At 44.2% G+C, this 15,007-nt stretch carries 14 protein-coding genes, 1 tRNA gene, 1 pseudogene and 2 riboswitches; of the genes and pseudogenes, 12 read left to right on the top strand and 4 right to left on the bottom strand.

The window, feature by feature from the left end; all coding sequences use genetic code 11:
• The first annotated feature begins 410 nt into the window (after positions 1 to 410).
• Positions 411 to 1,163 carry a porin family protein gene (locus tag GA0116948_RS11405; RefSeq protein ID WP_165798444.1) on the top strand — a complete coding sequence of 251 codons (753 nt, stop codon included), beginning with the start codon at positions 411 to 413 and terminating at the stop codon, positions 1,161 to 1,163.
• A 238-nt stretch (positions 1,164 to 1,401) separates the two neighbouring features.
• On the opposite strand, the gene GA0116948_RS11400 is transcribed toward GA0116948_RS11405, so the two are convergent.
• The gene (locus GA0116948_RS11400) at positions 1,402 to 3,789 is read right to left on the bottom strand and encodes an FtsX-like permease family protein (RefSeq protein WP_089712239.1); all 2,388 of its coding nucleotides are present in this window, start codon (positions 3,787 to 3,789) and stop codon (positions 1,402 to 1,404) included.
• Positions 3,790 to 3,951: 162 nt separating this feature from the next.
• Positions 3,952 to 4,536 carry an NADPH-dependent FMN reductase gene (locus GA0116948_RS11395; protein WP_089712236.1) on the bottom strand — a complete coding sequence of 195 codons (585 nt, stop codon included), beginning with the start codon at positions 4,534 to 4,536 and terminating at the stop codon, positions 3,952 to 3,954.
• A 334-nt stretch (positions 4,537 to 4,870) separates the two neighbouring features.
• On the opposite strand from GA0116948_RS11395, the gene GA0116948_RS11390 reads away from it, so the two are divergent.
• The 9 genes and pseudogenes from GA0116948_RS11390 to GA0116948_RS21060 all read left to right on the top strand — a co-directional run bounded on the left by GA0116948_RS11390 (position 4,871) and on the right by GA0116948_RS21060 (position 11,508).
• Positions 4,871 to 5,908, top strand: coding sequence for an aldo/keto reductase (locus GA0116948_RS11390; RefSeq protein WP_089712235.1), 1,038 nt, complete (start codon positions 4,871 to 4,873; stop codon positions 5,906 to 5,908).
• A gap of 188 nt (positions 5,909 to 6,096) precedes the next feature.
• Entirely contained in the window at positions 6,097 to 6,489 is a 393-nt protein-coding gene (locus GA0116948_RS11385) for a hypothetical protein (RefSeq protein ID WP_089712233.1), read from the top strand.
• Positions 6,490 to 6,531: 42 nt separating this feature from the next.
• Entirely contained in the window at positions 6,532 to 7,341 is an 810-nt protein-coding gene (locus tag GA0116948_RS11380; RefSeq protein ID WP_089712231.1) for an SDR family oxidoreductase, read from the top strand.
• A gap of 37 nt (positions 7,342 to 7,378) precedes the next feature.
• Positions 7,379 to 8,122 carry a hypothetical protein gene (locus tag GA0116948_RS11375; RefSeq protein ID WP_089712229.1) on the top strand — a complete coding sequence of 248 codons (744 nt, stop codon included), beginning with the start codon at positions 7,379 to 7,381 and terminating at the stop codon, positions 8,120 to 8,122.
• A gap of 106 nt (positions 8,123 to 8,228) precedes the next feature.
• Positions 8,229 to 8,453: riboswitch (cobalamin riboswitch) on the top strand.
• Positions 8,454 to 8,662: 209 nt separating this feature from the next.
• Complete coding sequence (locus tag GA0116948_RS11370; RefSeq protein WP_123891780.1) at positions 8,663 to 8,863, top strand: hypothetical protein; 201 nt, start codon at positions 8,663 to 8,665, stop codon at positions 8,861 to 8,863.
• A gap of 235 nt (positions 8,864 to 9,098) precedes the next feature.
• Positions 9,099 to 9,305, bottom strand: a riboswitch (cobalamin riboswitch).
• Between the two features lie 157 nt (positions 9,306 to 9,462).
• Positions 9,463 to 9,547: transfer RNA gene (locus GA0116948_RS11365), tRNA-Ser, on the top strand.
• Positions 9,548 to 9,991: 444 nt separating this feature from the next.
• A pseudogene (locus GA0116948_RS21695) lies at positions 9,992 to 10,222 on the top strand (RHS repeat-associated core domain-containing protein); the annotation flags it as partial.
• A gap of 243 nt (positions 10,223 to 10,465) precedes the next feature.
• Positions 10,466 to 10,930: a reprolysin-like metallopeptidase gene (locus tag GA0116948_RS21690; protein ID WP_317041918.1), complete on the top strand. Its 465-nt coding sequence runs from the start codon at positions 10,466 to 10,468 to the stop codon at positions 10,928 to 10,930.
• Between the two features lie 2 nt (positions 10,931 to 10,932).
• On the top strand, positions 10,933 to 11,508 hold the full coding sequence (locus GA0116948_RS21060; protein ID WP_123891781.1) for a toxin-antitoxin system YwqK family antitoxin: 576 nt from the start codon (positions 10,933 to 10,935) through the stop codon (positions 11,506 to 11,508).
• A 284-nt stretch (positions 11,509 to 11,792) separates the two neighbouring features.
• Here the strand turns inward: GA0116948_RS21060 and GA0116948_RS11350 are convergent, their stop codons facing one another.
• On the bottom strand, positions 11,793 to 12,089 hold the full coding sequence (locus tag GA0116948_RS11350) for an NADPH-dependent FMN reductase family protein (RefSeq protein ID WP_089712221.1): 297 nt from the start codon (positions 12,087 to 12,089) through the stop codon (positions 11,793 to 11,795).
• 94 nt (positions 12,090 to 12,183) lie between these two features.
• Here GA0116948_RS11350 and GA0116948_RS11345 point away from each other — a divergent pair, with 94 nt between their 5' ends.
• Positions 12,184 to 13,071, top strand: a complete 888-nt coding sequence (locus GA0116948_RS11345; RefSeq protein ID WP_089712219.1) for a LysR family transcriptional regulator — start codon at positions 12,184 to 12,186, stop codon at positions 13,069 to 13,071.
• 125 nt (positions 13,072 to 13,196) lie between these two features.
• Here GA0116948_RS11345 and bla read toward each other — a convergent pair whose 3' ends face one another.
• Positions 13,197 to 14,045 carry a subclass B3 metallo-beta-lactamase gene (gene bla, locus GA0116948_RS11340; protein WP_089712217.1) on the bottom strand — a complete coding sequence of 283 codons (849 nt, stop codon included), beginning with the start codon at positions 14,043 to 14,045 and terminating at the stop codon, positions 13,197 to 13,199.
• A 364-nt stretch (positions 14,046 to 14,409) separates the two neighbouring features.
• Here bla and GA0116948_RS11330 point away from each other — a divergent pair, with 364 nt between their 5' ends.
• Positions 14,410 to 15,006: an RNA polymerase sigma factor gene (locus GA0116948_RS11330; protein WP_089712213.1), complete on the top strand. Its 597-nt coding sequence runs from the start codon at positions 14,410 to 14,412 to the stop codon at positions 15,004 to 15,006.
• Position 15,007 lies beyond the last annotated feature (1 nt).

The raw sequence follows: 15,007 nt of genomic DNA, 5'->3' as shown, positions 1-15,007 counted from the left end.
AGGGATTAACAGGCGAAACAGAAAGGTAACGCAAATACTAAGATATATGGTCAAGTAATAAATTTAGTTTGAAGTATATGTAACGGTAGCATTATATTGGCAGTATAGCCTAGTGATTACCTTTTTAAAGGCTATTAACAAGATAGCCTTCTCCCTGGGCGGCTGGTACATTTGGATGAATATGTTCTGCTAGCTGCGTCGTTGAAATTTATTTAGCATATACAAACGCAAGTGTATGACTAAACTTTAAATGTTAGAGGGATTAAACACCTTGCATTTTTTATTTATAATCGTACCTTTGGCCCGGATTATTAACAACCAATCCGTGTGTGCTTATTACAGAACGATGCCCGGCTTCCGATAAGGTTATGGAATCGTTTCATTTTATGCTTAACAAACTTCATTATGTTATGAGAAATGTAATTGTTCTTTGCCTATTGCTTTTTTGTGCTCATCCTTTATTTGCCCAAACACCTATTGAAATTGGTGTAAAAGGCGGACTTAGTATTCCTAATCTCACTGCCGGAAATAAAGATAATCCGCTTGTATCGGGATATAGCTCCCGTGTAGGACCAGACTTTGCCGTGCAAGTTGAATTTCATTTGTCCAAGCATTTTTCCATCCAGCCACAACTGGAATATTCCGCTCAGGGTGGTAAAAGGAATGGCTATCAGGCCTTCCCGCCGCCAGCAGCATTGGTAGCCGGTATTCCTGCAGAACAGGTACCAAAATACCTGTATGCTACTTTTAACAGTACCGCTAAATTTAATTACCTGATGTTGCCTATCCTGGCGAAGTACCGTTTACAACTGGCCAAAAGATGGGGTTTCTATGTGGCAGCAGGTCCTTTTGTTAGCAGAATGTTGAATGCCAAACAAGTGACTTCCGGTACCAGTGTCATATATGCTGATGCTGGGCATACTACACCCATTGCACCTGAAACTTCTTTAAACCAAGTAACAAATATTAAGGATGATCTGCATGACTTTAACGCAGGTTTGTCTGGCCATGTAGGCTTTGCTTATATGTTTGGCAAAAGCAGCGTGTTTGTTGAAGGTGGTGGTAATTATGGTTTCGTGAAGGCTCAGAAGAGTGATGTGAATGGTAGTAACAACACCGGTGCAGGTGTTGTGAATATTGGCTACTCTTTCCGTGTGCATTAAGTGATAACTTCTTTATAAATAAAAATGCCTTCTGTTTTCCGGAAGGCATTTTTATTTAAACTCTATTCGTAGCCAAACCCTTTGCCTGCATTGGCCAGCATAATTTGTATCCATCCCTTCAGGCCCCATTGTACATCATAGGGCTGGAAGCAGCCTGGGGTAATAGGAATGAATGCTCATTGAATACATGTAAAAGCCTTCCCGCTTGGAGAAGGCTTTTACAATTATAGCAGGTTAACTATTGCTCGTTAAGGCTGCGCGAAGGGTTTATCAGGGCGGCTTTGGCAGATTGATAACTTACCGTGAGCAGCGTAATTACCACGATGGTAAAGGCCGCCAGGATAAATAAATTTGGTCCGATAGCAATGTGGTATACAAATTTATTAAGCCAGCTGTGCATGGCCCACCAGGCCAGTGGGAAAGCCACCAGCATAGCGATGAGCGCCAGTTTTAAAAAATCTTTGATGAGCAACAAAATTACATTAGACACAGATGCGCCCAGTGCTTTGCGTACGCCGATCTCTTTGGTGCGTACTTCAGCATTAAAAGTAGCCAGCCCGAAAAGTCCCAGGCAGGAGATTAAAATGGCCAGGCCTGCAAAGTAGCGGGAGAGCAGAGAAATCCGCTGCTCCGAGATGTATTGGGCCTGGTAATTTTCATCGAGAAAATGATAACTAAATACATAACCAGGATTGTATTGTTTATACAAGGCTGCTATGGCTGGTAGCGCCTGGCTTTCCTGACCGGTGGCCAGGCGCACCATTACTACGGCGGTTGTTTTGGGATTGTACCGGAATATCATAGGTTGTATCGCCTCGTGTAAGGAAGTAATATGAAAATCTTTTACTACGCCCACGATGGTACTGGTTTTTCCCCACATTCTTATGGGGGTACCCAACGGGTTCCGGAGCCCCATGATCTTAATGGCGGTTTCGTTGATGATCACCTTAGCGCTATCGGAGCCGAACTGGTCGGAGAAGGTACGTCCTTCTTTCATTTGCACGCCCATGGTTTCCAGCAATCCAATGTCTAAGCTACGGGTTACAAAATCTATATTGGCTTGGTTTGGTTTGCCCGGCCAGCTTACATCGTAGGTACTGGAGCCGCCGCCCACGCCGGCTACTACAGACTCTTCAATGCAGGAAGCATTGATTACCCCTGGTATTTTTTTTAACGCGGTGAGGAAGGCAGGTGTGCTTTGCATAAGGGCCCCTTCCCGGTCGAACTGGATGAGGTGGGCCTTGTCGTATCCCAGGTTTTTAGACTGTACAAAAGCTAACTGCCGGTAAATAACCATTACCGCGATAATGAGTACCAGTGAAACTATGAACTGAAACACCACCAGGCCCTTACGTGCCAGCAGCTCTCCCCACGAACGGTGCATCAACTTACCTTTTAAAACCTCCACTGCATGGAACCCCGATAAATAAAATGCAGGATAACTGCCGGCCAGCAGGCTGGTAAATAAAGTAGTGGCCAGTATCCAGGCCACCAGTGAGGCTGTTAATTGCACCGTAATTTGCTTACCGGTAATTTGATTGAATATGGGCAGGAAGATGGCTGCCAGCCCAATGGCGATTAGCAGCGACAGTACTGTTAAAAACAAGGCTTCTCCCATAAACTGCGCCACCAGGGTAGTACGGGTAGCGCCCACTGCTTTTTTGATGCCTACTTCTTTTAACCGCCGCGAGGCCCGGGCGGTAGAAAGATTCATAAAATTAATACAGGCAATGATCAGTATAAAAATGGCTACCAGGGAAAACAGGTGTACATATTCAATGCGGCCACCGCTCTGCACGCCATTTTCGTAATGGCCATATAGATAAGCGCTGGAATAAGGACGCACTTGCAGGGAAAATAATGTACCCCTGCTATAGCGTTTCAGGTAGTCTTTAATTTTGGCATTAAATTTTTTCAGATCGGTACCTGGCCGCAGTTGAACATAAGTATGGGGCCCTTCATTGTACCATTCTTTAAAGTTTTGACCAACGCCTTTGAGCAGCGATGCATAATTGATCACGAAATCGAAGGGCATGCTGTTATTAGCCGGCAGCTTGTCCAGTACACCAGTGATCACTGCGGAATTTGGCTGACCAAACATTTCCCATTGCACACTTTTGCCCATTGCATTTTCCACGCTGCCGAACAGGCTGCGCGCTATTTCCGCAGACACTACCATGCCATTCTCATTGGCCAGTACTTGTTGGGGTTGTCCGGCCAATAATTTAAAGGAGAAGATATGGAAGAAATTGCTGGTGGCAAATAGCCCATAGTTTTTAATACTTTTTTCGGCTGTCTTGATGGTAGCGGTGATGTTGAAGTTGGCGAGGGGTAGCACCGTGGCGGCAGTAGTGACTTCGGGCAGATCTTTTTCCATGGCGGCGGCCAGCGGTCCCTGGGTAGATTCGTGCATGCGTACCTGTCCATTTTCAGTACTTTTTTCAATGACTTGGTAAAGCGTTGCGTCATTGGCATGAAATTTATCAAAATGCAGTTCATCATTAATCCATAAATAGATGAGCAGCACACAGGTTATACCGGTGGAAAGACTCATTAGATTAATCGCAAAAGCACCTTTGTGTCGTTGCAGATTGCGCAGCATCATGCGGAGGTGATGTTTAAACATATCATTGGTTTTGAGCGGGAAAATGCGCGCCAGCCACTTGTTGTGCCGGCGCGCATGTGGTTACCCAGTATTAGTGCCATTCTATTACGTTATTCAATCTCAATTCATTATGCAATGATACCTGATAAGCATTGTCCGGTTATGATGCAATGACTGTTCGCATTAGTACATGCTGGGGGCTACCAGGTATTTGGTTACACTATCTGGCGCCGTGATCACCTGGTAGAGCGACTGGATAAGTTTTTGCAGTTGTTGCAGCAGGCCGGCATCTGTAATTTGGTAGTTTTGGTTAACTTTTGTTTTTACAGCAGGAACAACCAGTTGTGTATCTTCAGTAATACGGGCATCTATTACAAGCAGGGTGTCCAGCAATGAGGCATGCGCCTTGTGTCCGGAAGTGGAGGCGGTGATAAGGGCCACTGGTTTGCGGTAAAATTCCATGGAAGACACTGTCCAGTCGATGGCGTCCTTCAGTACGCCCGGCACGCCAAAAGCATATTCCGGGGAGCAGATCAGGATGGCGTCTGCCGCGCGCAGCGTTTTGCGAAAAGCGGTGATGGCCGGCGGTTCCATGCCGGGTTCTGTGTCTTCATCCGGATTAAAATGCGGTAGTTTCAGCAGGCCATCGTAAATGGTCACGTTAAATAATTCCGCGCTCATGCCGGCGATCGCGCGGATCAAATTTAGATTGGTAGAACGCGCACGGGTGCTGCCGGAAATGGCAAGGACGTTAAAAGGTTTGTGCATGCTGGGTTTCGGTTAAATTGGAATTTGTTAAACTTAGTGTATCAAAAATAATAAAACAGTAGTTGTTCAGCGCATGATTAGCCGTACAAAATATTTTCTGATAAGCAGTCTTATGGATGTTTCCGATAATGATGATGGGCGTAAAAATAAATAATTTAGCGCAACCGTTTGCAGTAAAAAAAATGGGCGGTTTCCAAAGTCGCTTTCCGGTGTTCGCCGGTTACATCTCCGAAAAGTACAAGCATTTGCCTGTGATGTACCAGTAAAACAAAATGTTCTATCAGATATTTACCAGGGAATGTATAAATTATACAAATTTTAAAATACAGTAGCTATGGAATACAGACAATTAGGCGCATCCGGACTGATGGTGCCGGTATTAAGTTTTGGTACGGGTACCTTTGGAGGTAGCAATGAATTTTTTAAAGCCTGGGGCAATACACAACTGGACGAAGCCCGGGCGCTCGTACACCAATGCCTGGACGCGGGGGCGAATTTTTTTGATACGGCCAATACCTATTCTGCCGGCCGTTCAGAAGAAATATTGGGCGAGGCGCTCAAAGGCCTGCGCGATAGAGTTTTGATCTCCACCAAAGCCACTTTTAATATGGGCAATGGTCCGCTGGAACAGGGATCTTCCCGCAGCCAATTACTGAAGCAGGTGGAAGGCAGCCTGAAACGCCTGCAAACAGATTACATTGACATTTACCACATGCATGGTTTCGATGCCAATACACCGGTGGAGGAAACCCTCAAAACCCTGGATACCCTGGTGACCAGTGGTAAGGTGCGTTATATTGCCTGTTCTAATTTTTCCGGGTGGCACCTCATGAAATCACTGAGTGTATCGGAACGTTATGGCTGGACCAAATATGTAGGTCACCAGGTATTATATTCCCTGGTAGACCGAGAATATGAATGGGAATTAATGCCCCTGGGATTAGATCAAAAGATAGGTGCTATGGTGTGGAGTCCATTATCCAGCGCACTCTTGTCTGGCAAATATCGCCGTAACCAGCCGCTGCCGGCAGACAGTCGCCGGCAGCAGGGTGGGGCCCATGGTCCGGAACATGATTGGGAGAGTTTGTACAAGATCGTGGATGTTTTGGATGAGATAGCTACTGAAACCGGTAGAAGTGTTTCGCAGGTGGCCATTAACTGGTTGTTGCAAAGGCCTACGGTGAGCAACGTAATTATTGGCGCGCGAAATGCCGAACAGCTTAAACAAAACCTGGCCGCGGCAGATTTTGCCCTCACTACAGAGCAAGTAAAAAAGCTAGACGTCGCCAGCGACCGCGATCCTGTATACCCTTACTGGCACCAGCGCCAAAATACGGTGTTAAATCCGCTGCCACCTTTTTACGGGAAATAATAAATAACGGATCTATCTTTTTTTTAGCCCACCAGCCATTACCGCGGTGGGCTTTTTAGTAGGTTAAAATGACACGAAGAGGCAAGTTTATAGGCCAGCAAATAAAAATATATTTTTATATGAACATTCCTTTTTAACAGTTGTTATGGAAACCGATAGTCTTCCGGATAAACACACTTTTCAAACATATGCAAACAATTACCTTGTATATGCAGCGCCTGAGTGCATTGCAATTCATGGAAATGAAAGATGCATTGCAATTGCAACTGCTGATCAAAAAGGTAAATGGTTACCTGAACATCCTTCGCCGGCAGTACGCGCCCGCGCAATGCAATCTGCTGGATCATACCTGTAGGCATTTACGGGGATGTGAGCATGTGCTGCATACGCCGTATCTGCCGCATGCTTTCCGGTTTACACTGGCCAAACAACGGGCCATCAGCGCCCTGCAACTGTTACAACTGCAAGGGCAGTTGCAGCGCTTTCAGGATTGTAAAGGAGCATTGTTGGGGCAAGCGATCCGGCAGGTGGCTATTTTACAAGTGGCATTAAAATACATAGGCCCTATTTGCATTAACTAGCGTAATGATCTTCGTATCTTGAAGCATATTCAATAGGAAGACATGAGTGATTTTAAGGACCGCGTGGTGCTGATCACCGGTGGCGCGTCGGGCATTGGGAAAATAATGGGCCGGCTAGCCCTGGAAAAAGGGGCCGCCCACCTGGTGGTCTGGGACCGGGACGCCACCGCACTCCATACCACTGCTGCCGAATGGGAAGGCGCAATCACCCGCCTGCATACCCGTATGATAGACATCACCCACACTCCGCAACTGGCGGAGGCCTGCAATGAATTGCTGGCGGAGCTGGGCAAAGTAGATATACTCATTAACAACGCCGGTATGGTGGCCGGCAAACTTTTCCAGGATCATACACCTGCTGATATAGACAACACCATGCAGGTGAATGCATTGGCCTGCATGCACCTTACCCGGCTGCTGCTGCCAGGTATGCTGGCCCGTAGGCAGGGGCATGTGTGCAACATAGCCTCTGCGGCGGGTTTTATTGCCAATCCCCGCTTATCAGTGTACTGCGCCAGCAAGTGGGCTGTTATAGGCTGGTCGGAAAGCCTGCGGCTGGAAATGGAGCAGCAACGCAGCGGTGTGCGGGTAACTACTGTGGCGCCGTATTACATTAATACCGGCATGTTTGCCGGTGTTCGCTCGCTGATACCCATATTAGAACCCGAATTTACGGCCCGGCAGATCGTGCGGGCGGTGGAGCGCAACCGCATATTTATCAAGCTGCCATGGGTCATAAACCTGCTGCCCCTGGCCAAAGGGATACTGCCTATCCGCTGGTTCGACTGGCTGGTGGGCAAGGCGCTGCGTACCCACTCCACTATGAAGCATTTTACGGGGAGGCCCCAATAAATTTATTATCTTGGGATCAAATTATTGTTAGCCGTTTATGTTTGCATATTGGAACAATTCCTATTATCTCGTTATCATCCTGCAGGTACTGGCTATTATTCATGCGTTTAAGACCGGAAGACGGGAGTGGCTGTATATTCTGCTTTTTCTTCCGGTAGTGGGGCTGCTCGTTTATTTTTTTATGGAATTGCTGCCGGCTATCCGTAGCGGCGACTTCTTCTCCAATTTCCGGCGCATTTTCCTACCCGCACAGCAAATTCGTGAATGGGAGCGAAAAGTACGTATATCCGACACCGTTAGTAACCGTGTACAACTGTCCCAGGCCTATGCCGATCAGCGGCAGTATGCCAAAGCCATTGAACTAACGCTAGGCTGCCTTAACGGTATGTATGCCAACGATGCGGGCATTTTGCTGCAATTGGCCCGCCAGTATTTTATGAATGGGCAGTACCGGGAAAGTTTGCAGATTTTTGATAAACTTAAAACCCTTAAAACAGGCCGCATCAACATGGCGGAGGATGATCTCATGTACGTGCGGGCGCAGGAAGGCGTAGGTGATTTGGCAAATGCCGAGGAGGGTTATAAACAGATCATCCGGGTACATCATTCGCTGGAGGCGCGTTATTACTACGGCTTGTTCCTGAAAAAACAATCACGCGGACAGGAAGCGAAAGCGCAATTCCAGGCCGTACGGGAAGACATGAAGTTGCTGCCGCGTTATGCCAAACGACTGAATGCAACATGGGCGCGGAAATCATTGAAAGAATTGATGTCTACATAACCAGGATAAACTTTATTGGATACATGCCGGCGCGGATCACGTGCCGGCATTTTTCATGCCTGTTCCCAGGGGTGTGGTGAAACTTGGTATTGTGCCACACTTGATGTAGGTTTGCAGCGCAATAGGTTGTTGCGGAGCTTCATGCCCGTAGCATTAAAAGGGAATCCGGTGTAATACCGGAGCTATCCCCGTAGCTGTAACCTTGGGCCTGCATTTCGCAGGCAAATATTTTCCGGAATTCTCCAATGCCACTGTGCCGGCGCTGCCAGCATGGGAAGGCCCCCCGGAAAAGCAAGGAAGCCAGAAGACCTGCCTCCTGCCATTTTTCATTCAGGCGCTTTCGGGTGAAAGGCGTGGAATGTAAGCCCTGCAAAGGTTTTATATTCTACTTTTTTTGTGTAATGGATTGCCCGCCTTTCTGCGCCTGGCCTGTGCTGGCCTGTACTTTTTTTTCATTGGATGGGAAAAAGCGAAGGGGAGAATTATGTCCGCCTGTTTGGAAAAGGATTGTGTGAATACCATCACGAAACAACCTTTTATATGAGAAAAATTGTACCCCTGTTTACACTGGCGGCAGGCAAGATATGGCTGTTCGCTTGGTACAAAAACGACCAGGATGCCCGGCCTACCGGCGATCTCATTACCGCCGTGCACACGGCGGATACTATTCGCATAGGCGATACCGTAGAACTGCGGCCACCGGCCACTTTCAGCGGGCAGGTGCAGCTATTAACAGTATAGTATGCCGGTATTTCACTAACTCAACTTTTATATCCAATATCCATAGAAACCAATCCTGCGTATGTAGTGCTCCTGCCGCCCCGGCGGCAGGGCTACATATCAGTGATATGGGATGACTAAAAGCACTTTTATGCACAAAAAGATTTATATCGCTATAGCTTTGCTGGGGCTGGCCTTCAGCAGTTGCACCAAAGAAAAATGGGTTACCTCCTTCACACCGCCCCGAAAGCTGAAAAATTAAGGTGTGTTGATGGCAGGTATTCTGACTTGTTCCTGCTCCTGGCGGCCTTCCCATTCCGGTGAAGCGGAACAGTGGCGATGATGATGCCGGAGCATGTATGGAACTTACAGCAGCGGGTCTGTCCAGGATTTGCACCTGTGTTCCCTTTTAAGTATTGCCGTCCTGGCCGGACGGAAGTACGCCATAACGTGTGCAAAAGTTGGGCATTTTATCATAAAGCAGGTCTTTTATAAATTGGGCGGAGAAGGGTTGTGGTGGCTGTTTTTAGAAGGGTAGGGGCGTGATATACCGGTGAACGGTATAAAATTTACGGATGGTTTATTTGGTAGATAAGGGCAGACAGTATTATTTTGCACCCGGAGGAATGGCAGAGCGGTCGATTGTGGCAGTCTCGAAAACTGTTGACTGTAACAGGTCCGGGGGTTCGAATCCCTCTTCCTCCGCAAGCTTTAAATTAAGCCTTCAGGTCTTGGGATCTGAAGGCTTTTTTGTGTTCGAAGTTTTATTGTATGTTGTGGAAGCAAGTGATCATACTTGCAGATTTTAACCCGTTTATAAATCCGGAAGTAGTCCCTGTATCATGAAATGGTTATCCCTTTTTATTGTTTGGTTATGCTTGTTTGTTCCGCAAGGTGTGCGCGGGCAAATTGATGTTAAAACTGATCCGCGTATTGCGCCGCTTTTAAGACAAGCTGCGAATATCGGGAGGAATGGATTTTGCCTATACGGTAAGCCATAAGCGAGGAGAAAAGTTATATGAACTATCAGATCATCGTGGGAATGTAATGGCTACAGTGAGTGATATAAAAATGGCAGTGAATAATAGTGATGGTGTAGTGGTTTACTAAAATGTTGATGTTGTAAATTCGAATGATTATTATCCATTCGGGTCATTAATTCCAGGGAGGATGTATAGCAAAGCGGGTAAGTATCGCTACGGGTTTAATGGGAAGGAGAATGATAATGAAATAAAGGGGGAAGGGAATCAACAGGATTATGGGATGAGGGTGTATGATCCGAGGATTGGAAGATTTTTATCCGTCGATCCGTTAATGCCCAAATATCCAGAACTAACATCCTACCAATTTGCTTCAAATTCACCAATTATTGGAACCGATTTAGATGGGCTCGAAATAAATGTTACTATAAATTCTTTAACTCATAAAACGAAATCATTGATTGCTGTAAATGCTACAGCCGATATTCATTACAAGATACTTAATCTATCCGGTACTGCTCTTACAAAAGAAAGATTTGATTTAGAAGCCAGTATTGCCAAAGGTCGTATTGATGATATACTTTCTGGAGATGCCCGCACCGTTTTCGGGGATTGGGTGTCTAGTGGCAAAGGTGTCGGAAAAATGAACCGATACGAAATGACGGGGAATGTTGATGTGCATTTTTCGATGGAACAAGTTAGTAGTATAAAAGACATTAAAAAAGGAGATTATGCTATTTTGCTTGTTGATCAGCTTAGTGAAAGCGACGATGGAGCGGTAGGACATGGTGACCTCGGAGGAAATTTAATAATGCTAGATGTAAATTATTTTTTACGGAGGGCTGATAATTGGAATCTAATCGCCCATGAAGTTGGGCACAATATCGGTCTTGCACATGAGAAGGATGAAGCAAATTTTATGTATGCCTACAATTCGAAAAAAAGCATAAAATCAACATCAGAACAAAGGGGATATTTATTGTACGGAATTGGTATAAATAATAAAACAAAAAAAGAATCTTTTCAATTTTCAAAAGATTATGATACTAAAAAGGCTGTATTTAATTATATAGCCAATCTAAATAAAAAGGGTAAAAGACACGATTAAATATGCGACCACAATATATAGGATTATTACTTTTATTACTTGGTACTCTAATTGCCAATTTAGTTTTTTGGGGTTATTGCAGAAGATGTGCTTGTAAGGAGTGTCATAAGGAAGACAGCGTGGGGGAATATAAAAACGGTAAAAAGCAGGGCCAATGGGTTAATTACAAAAATGGCCAAGTAACAGAAAGAAACTTTTATTTAAATGATACAATCCTTTATTCAGTACGATATTCAAGTGATGGTAATTTAATGTTTGTACAATCATTTGTTGGAACCTTATGGCAAACTATTTTTGATAGTGCCGCGTATAAAAGGCAGGTTTTAAATATTGTGCCATATGAAATATCTGAGAGCAAGGGGCAGCATATCTATATATCATACTGTGCTAGTTGTCATCATAAAGTTTTTGAATTAGTTAAATCAAAAAATTATCCATCGCGTGACCTAACTATGTTTCATTATTTAAATACGGCACATCCAATTGTTAGATTTAATTTCGATTCCAGCGACATAAAATCGCTTCGTGCTTACTTTGAACCCTCACTTGATAAGGGAGAAGATTTTGACTCCAATTAGTTCTACCACTAACACGGGACTGGTCGAAAATATGTGAAAGGAAGGGGAAAAGGATAGTTTTTTAACAATCTAAATATGCAAAGAAAGAGGCGCAACAATAAATTATATTTCATGATACAGTGGTTAAGCTACTTTTTGAAAAGATTTAGGTATGTGATAGGTTTTTTATTTGGCCTCATTGTTTGCATTATAACAATTCGGCTGAGTATTTTGGGTATTACTTCTTATCTGTATTACGATCCCAAGAGGTATGAAGGACCTATCCATATACCTGTTGTCGGCAATTATATTATTGGTGTAGGTGCCATGGCATTATCTTTTCGAAGGTCATGATGGCTGGTATTGCGGCGTTGGTTTAAGAAATGATTCATCAATGGCTTAGTATGCCAAACAATAACGTCTGCCCACGTAAAATTTTCAATTTCTTGTTGTGTGTCGAAGTCATCGCTTGCATTCGTAACCCTTACTTCAAAACCATTTTCTACCATAAAATTTTCCGTCCAGTTTGTCAGGGTCTTATTAAACAATCCCTTTGATTCGTCAAACACTTGGCCTCCATTGATGATAAATACCTTTGTCATGCTATCTACTATTTATGATTATGGGCAATATTATTTCCTTTTATTGTATAATATAAATAATGTAAATTTACCTTTGTTATAATAATTATTATATATGCAGGCAAATCTTGAATGGTTCAGGACATTTCGGGCCATATACGAAACCGGTACCATGAGCGGTGCAGCAAAGCAGCTGTTTGTTTCGCAGCCTGGTGTGGGATTACATTTGAATGCGTTGGAAGTATATACAGGCTTTCCTTTGTTCGAACGAACCGCACGAAAAATGATACCGACTGAAAAGGGTAAATTGCTTTATCAGCAAATGCTTAACTCGTTGCTTTGCCTGGAAGATATTGAAACGCGCTTTCAACGGAAATCGGGCAGCGACAGGGCAACTGTAAGCGTTGGCATGTGCGTGGAAACATTCCAGCAGGCTTTAGAAAAACATATACCTTCCCTTGACTTTAATCTAATAATGCAATTTGGAAGCAATGAGCAATTGGTGCAATCGTTGGAAAGTGGATCTGCCGACTTGATATTGACTAGTTCTACAAGCGTTGGAAATGGCTTGGTATATGCTCCTTATGCTATAGAGCGGTTGGTACTTGTAGCTGGCAGGAATACGGATATTGCAGGATTTCAGCTACAGGATAAGGAAAGTTTGAAAGGCTGGATGAAATCCCAATTGTGGTATAGTACCGCAGCGGATATGGGCGTTCTGAACCAGTTCTGGGAAAAAAATTTCGGTGAACGTCCCGGGTTTGTGCCTAACTATATTGTGCCTAATAAATTTTCTATTATCAGATGTTTGGCTGAGGGAAACGGGCTTGCTGTTTTACCCGATTTTTTGTGTAAGGAAGCGATGGGTAACCATAAAATCATTAAAATCTGGGACGGCTATACTCCCTTTGAAAATACTTTATATTTCGGCAAACGGAAACAATCCTTATTGATGAATGAGATAGAATTGATAGAAAAAATGTTGGTGGATGAGTTTAAATAGATGGTTGTAGCATATAGTTCGTTGTTAATTTTTTTTGGTTCGTTCATTTCTTCTTTGACAGCCTACCCATATAAATGGATGATTGAAAATGTGATGTGGCGTGTATAAAAATATTTTTCTAATTTTTAAGGCTCGTTTACTTTTCTATCAAACTGTTCCTGACAATCTTTAAGCTCCTCATCATATCCTTTCCTATCAATAAAAGCAGCGGGATTATACTGGTAGCCGATCTTGTGTTTACTTTCAAGCCCAAACTGGCTGGCATGAGAGGCAAGCCAAATGTCGAACGATAGATTTTTCATTTCATGGAGCGTATAGGCATAATCTGCTGCAATATTGGGATAAGAATGTATATCGGCAAATCGCTTGTGTGTAACGATCGTCGGCATGTTAGCGATTAATACCCTATAGGATCGTTTTGCATCTTTCACATCAAATAAAAAACTACACGAACCCTTGGTATGTCCCGGGTGATGCAACATAACCACTTGCATGCCGCCTAGTTGGATGGTATCGTGGTTGTGTAGTATCCGGTCTATCTTTACCGGTGCAAACAGGCTTACGCTATCATCATTTATGTAATCCGATCGGCCACCGTCCGCTACCGCCTCAGCATCCGCTTCATCCACCATCATTTTGGCACCCGTCAATTTTTTTATAGCGGCCATGGCCCCCATGTGGTCGTAATGCGCCTGTGTGTTTAAAAGAATTTTGGTATCGGTAAGTTGGAAGCCCAAGGCCTCTATGTTGGCCTTAATCATAGGTGCAGATGCTGCTAACCCGGTATTGATAAGTATATTGCCCTTACCTGTTACAATAAGATAACAAGCCAATTCGTAAGTACCTACATAATAAAGATTGCCGGCAATTTTAAAAGGTGGATAGGGCTTACTCCATTCGGGATTTGTATTTGCTGGTTCGGCTACCTGCTGGGCAGCTGCCCAGTAAGTGATAAATAATAAGCCGATTAACAATAGGTTGTTTTTACAAACATATATTGATGATGAAGTTTGAGCGAATCTTTAATGGGTGTTTGGAAGGACCACGCGTTGTATCGAACATGAATATGAAATCTGAATGAATATTCATTTTTATGATCGTATACTTTAAGTCCACCGTGTTTAATTTAATTTTTCTGGTAAAATAATCAATAATAGTTTGAGTTGTCTGCATTTTTGCGCTGGATACGTTAAAATCCGTAGGCATTACATTCAACGACGCGCTTCCATCCGGTTAGAAAAATTTGATAGGGTGGCTGAAGGGGCTTCCCCGAAATTAAGCCCCCCTTTTAATTTTTTTACATAGTTTACACCTGAGTTTAAAGGATCATTTCGGGAATTGCAGTTACATCATAGCAACAATACAGACGAAAAATCGCTGCTTTTACAGATTGCAGCAGGGGATGCAACCGCCTTCAAGGTGCTTTATCGGCGGTATCTTCCCGATGCCTATTCGCTTGCTATTAGCTTCCTGCATATGCCCCAGGCAGCGGAAGACCTTGTACAGGACCTCTTCATAAAACTCTGGCTCAAAAGGGAGGAAATGGCCGGTATTGAACGCTTCAGGCCTTATATGATGGTGAGCCTGCGTAACATGCTGATCAATGAACTGGATAAAATGAAAAACCGGTTGCGGCATGAGCAACTTGGAAGCCATTTGTTATTCCCGCCGGCTACCCCCTATGAAGAAACCACCGCCAGCGAATTACAGGCAAAAATTCAGGAAGCTCTCCAGGCCCTGAACCCACAACAACAACTCATTTACCGCTTAAGCCGCGAACAGGGGAAGGATATTGCCAGCATAGCCCAGGAGCTGAATGTTGCTCCCAAAACCGTTTCCAATACCATTTCCATCGTACTACACCACCTCAGAAGCTACCTGCATGAATATGGCTACATATTTTACCTACTATTCTATATGGGTATTATATTATAAA

It is taken from the genome of Chitinophaga costaii, assembly GCF_900094705.1.
In the GTDB taxonomy this organism is placed as follows: Bacteria; Bacteroidota; Bacteroidia; order Chitinophagales; family Chitinophagaceae; genus Chitinophaga; species Chitinophaga costaii.
The sequence above is the reverse complement of the archived record's forward strand: the minus strand, read 5'-3'. Positions and strand labels throughout refer to the sequence as shown.

Bases quoted from the DNA above. Each gene is read 5' to 3' on its own strand.
- GA0116948_RS21690 (WP_317041918.1), top strand. From the start codon at position 10,466: ATGAACCGATACGAAATGACGGGGAATGTTGATGTGCATTTTTCGATG.
- GA0116948_RS11395 (WP_089712236.1), bottom strand. From the start codon at position 4,536: ATGCACAAACCTTTTAACGTCCTTGCCATTTCCGGCAGCACCCGTGCG.
- GA0116948_RS11400 (WP_089712239.1), bottom strand. From the start codon at position 3,789: ATGTTTAAACATCACCTCCGCATGATGCTGCGCAATCTGCAACGACAC.
- GA0116948_RS11390 (WP_089712235.1), top strand. From the start codon at position 4,871: ATGGAATACAGACAATTAGGCGCATCCGGACTGATGGTGCCGGTATTA.
- GA0116948_RS11385 (WP_089712233.1), top strand. From the start codon at position 6,097: ATGCAAACAATTACCTTGTATATGCAGCGCCTGAGTGCATTGCAATTC.
- GA0116948_RS11405 (WP_165798444.1), top strand. From the start codon at position 411: ATGAGAAATGTAATTGTTCTTTGCCTATTGCTTTTTTGTGCTCATCCT.
- GA0116948_RS11345 (WP_089712219.1), top strand. From the start codon at position 12,184: ATGCAGGCAAATCTTGAATGGTTCAGGACATTTCGGGCCATATACGAA.
- GA0116948_RS11370 (WP_123891780.1), top strand. From the start codon at position 8,663: ATGAGAAAAATTGTACCCCTGTTTACACTGGCGGCAGGCAAGATATGG.
- GA0116948_RS11380 (WP_089712231.1), top strand. From the start codon at position 6,532: ATGAGTGATTTTAAGGACCGCGTGGTGCTGATCACCGGTGGCGCGTCG.
- GA0116948_RS21060 (WP_123891781.1), top strand. From the start codon at position 10,933: ATGCGACCACAATATATAGGATTATTACTTTTATTACTTGGTACTCTA.
- GA0116948_RS11375 (WP_089712229.1), top strand. From the start codon at position 7,379: ATGTTTGCATATTGGAACAATTCCTATTATCTCGTTATCATCCTGCAG.
- GA0116948_RS11350 (WP_089712221.1), bottom strand. From the start codon at position 12,089: ATGACAAAGGTATTTATCATCAATGGAGGCCAAGTGTTTGACGAATCA.